This window comes from Aeromicrobium sp. REDSEA-S32_B7 (genome assembly GCF_001626145.1).
In the GTDB taxonomy this organism is placed as follows: Bacteria; Actinomycetota; Actinomycetes; order Propionibacteriales; family Nocardioidaceae; genus Aeromicrobium; species Aeromicrobium erythreum.
Genome location: NZ_LUNF01000177.1, coordinates 1 through 2,661, shown reverse-complemented (window position 1 = coordinate 2,661; position 2,661 = coordinate 1). Strand labels below are relative to the sequence as shown.

Below are 2,661 nucleotides of genomic sequence, written 5' to 3'. Positions count from 1 at the left end.
GTCGATGGGCATCGAGGAGCTCGACAACACCCCGCGCCCCGTCGCCGACGTCGACGCCACGGCCGGCGGCAGCCTCGACGCGATGATGCTGGACATGAAGTCGACCTTCGACGAGGTCGTGCTCAGCCAGGCAACGCCGGAGAAGGCGAGGGCCATCCTGGAGAACCCCTTCTACATCGTGCTCTCGACGTCCTTCGCGGGGACGCAGGAGTACATGGCGATGGAGAAGCTCGGCCAGATCCACGCCGACGCGCAGGAGCGGGGCACCTACGACCTGATCGTCGTCGACACCCCGCCGTCGCGCTCGGCCCTGGACTTCCTCGACGCCCCCGAGCGGCTCTCCAGCTTCCTCGACGGCCGCTTCATCCGGCTGATGCTGGCGCCGGCCAAGGGGCCGGCCAAGCTGATGACCGCCGGGCTCGGCCTGGTCACCGGGGCACTGACCAAGGTGCTCGGCGCCCAGGTCCTCACCGACCTGCAGACCTTCGTCGCCGCGGGCCCGCGCGCAGCGCACCTACGCGCTGCTGCAGGCCCCGGGCACGGCGTTCGTCGTCGTGGCGGCGCCGGAGCCGGACGCGCTGCGCGAAGCGGCGTACTTCGTCGAGCGGTTGAACGGCGACCGGATGCCGCTGGCCGGGCTCGTGGTGAACCGGGCCAGCCCCGAGCCGCGCGGGAAGCTCTCGGCCGAGGAGGCGCTGGCCGCCGCCGAGCGGATCGACGCGCGCCGGGGGGCCGGTGCGACCGGCGAGCTCACCGCCGGACTGCTGCGGCTGCACGCCGACCGGATGCGCAGCCTGGCCCGTGAGGCCGCGCTGCGCGCCCGCTTCACCGCGGCGCACCCGGGGGTCGCCACGGCCGTGGTGCCGGCGCTGGCCAGCGACGTGCACGACCTGCGCGGTCTGCGCAGGGTCGGCGAGCTGCTCGCCCGCCGCTGAGGCGGGCGAGCGTCAGCCGGCGATCAGGCCGCGATCAGCTGCGATCAGGCGGAACGGATCGCGCGGACCGGCGCCGGGGCCTGCTGGCCCGGCGTCTGCGTGCGCGCGGTCTCGAGCACCTGGCGCCAGGAGGCGTTCGGGCGGCGACGCAGCAGCGCACGGCGCTCCCGCTCGGTCATGCCGCCCCAGACACCCCACTCGATCTGGTTGTCCAGTGCCTCCGCGAGGCACTCGGTGCGCACCGGGCAGCCCTGACAGACCTGCTTGGCCTTGTTCTGCTCGGCACCTCGAACGAACAGCTGATCCGGCGACGCCGACTTGCACGCGGCGCGCGGAGTCCAGTCCTCAACCCACATGATGATGTCCCCACATCTTGTTGTGGGGGCAGGAAATGCGTCCCCATGACGTCTGCCCCCATGTCCCTGCAACAAAGTTAAGTCGTGTCACAGATCTCAGGCAGACACGTTCAGCCCAAGTCGCATGGCCCGAAATGACTAGTCCGGGCTGACCACGGTGGGTCGGGGTGGTAGGGGCGCTCCCGTACCCTGGGCGCCATGTCGGAGCGTCCCACGAGCACCCGCGTCCTCTCCCACCTGGGGGTGATGGTCGTCGTCTCGGCCGTCCTCGGGGTGCTGGTGGCCGGTCTGGCCATCCCGTTCGCCGGCGTGGTGGGCGTCAGCGCCCGCAACGTCGCCGACACGATGGACAACCTGCCCGAGGAGCTGGAGACCGAGCAGCTCTCGCAGCGCTCGACGATCCTCGACGTCGACGGCAACGTGCTGGCCACCCTCTACGACCAGAACCGTGTCGAGGTCCCGCTGACGCAGGTCTCGCGCAAGATGGTCAAGGCGATCGTGGCCGTGGAGGACGCGCGGTTCTACCAGCACGGCGCCCTGGACCTGCAGGGCACGATCCGCGCCTTCATCACCAACACCGCCCAGAGCGGCACGGTGCAGGGTGGCTCCTCGATCACCCAGCAGCTGGTCAAGCAGACGCTGGTCAACCAGGCCGCCACCGACGAGGAGCGCGCCGCGGCCACCGACGACACCTACGCGCGCAAGCTCAAGGAGCTGCGCTACGCCGTGGCCCTGGAGCAGAACCACACCAAGGACTGGATCCTCGAGCGCTACCTCAACATCGCCTACTTCGGCGACGGCGCCTACGGCATCCAGTCCGCGGCCAAGCACTTCTTCAACACCAACGCCAGCAAGCTCAACGTCCTGCAGTCCGCGACGCTGGCCGGCCTGGTGCGCAACCCCGAGGGCTACGACCCCACCGACAACCCCGAGCGCGCGCTGCAGCGCCGCAACGTCGTGCTGCAGCGGATGAACGACGTCGGCATCCTCAACTCCAAGCGCGTCGAGCGCCTGCAGTCCAAGCCGCTGAAGCTGGACGTGCAGAAGTTCAGCAACGGCTGCGTGTTCTCCGCCGCGCCCTTCTTCTGCGACTACGTCATCCAGTGGCTGCTCAAGGACGACGCGCTCGGCAAGAACAAGAAGGAGCGCCGCAGCCTCCTCAACACCGGCGGCCTGACGATCCGCACCACCCTCGACCTCGACTACCAGCGCGGCGCCGACGCGGCGGTGCGCGACCGGGTCTACCAGCGCGACAACGCCATCGGCGCCCTGGCGATGGTCGAGCCCGGCACCGGCGATGTCCGCGCCCTGGCGCAGTCCCGGCCGATGGGCGCCGACAAGGCCGCTGGCCAGACCTACCTCAACTACAC

The 2,661-nt window shown here is 70.4% G+C and carries 4 protein-coding genes; 3 read left to right on the top strand and 1 reads right to left on the bottom strand.

Annotated features, from left to right (window positions below):
- Together A6Q79_RS12460 and A6Q79_RS12455 are read left to right on the top strand one after the other, a co-directional pair.
- On the top strand, positions 1–805 hold an 805-nt coding region (locus A6Q79_RS12460; RefSeq protein WP_369038008.1), incomplete at its 5' end, for an ArsA family ATPase.
- Positions 786–935, top strand: coding sequence for a hypothetical protein (locus A6Q79_RS12455; RefSeq protein WP_317698474.1), 150 nt, complete (start codon positions 786–788; stop codon positions 933–935). The genes A6Q79_RS12460 and A6Q79_RS12455, both read left to right, overlap by 20 nt.
- A gap of 44 nt (positions 936–979) precedes the next feature.
- Here the strand turns inward: A6Q79_RS12455 and A6Q79_RS12450 are convergent, their stop codons facing one another.
- Complete coding sequence (locus A6Q79_RS12450) at positions 980–1,291, bottom strand: WhiB family transcriptional regulator (RefSeq protein WP_292607786.1); 312 nt, start codon at positions 1,289–1,291, stop codon at positions 980–982.
- A gap of 198 nt (positions 1,292–1,489) precedes the next feature.
- Here A6Q79_RS12450 and A6Q79_RS12445 point away from each other — a divergent pair.
- Positions 1,490–2,661, top strand: a 1,172-nt coding sequence (locus A6Q79_RS12445) for a transglycosylase domain-containing protein (RefSeq protein WP_317698470.1), incomplete at its 3' end; no start/stop codon positions are given.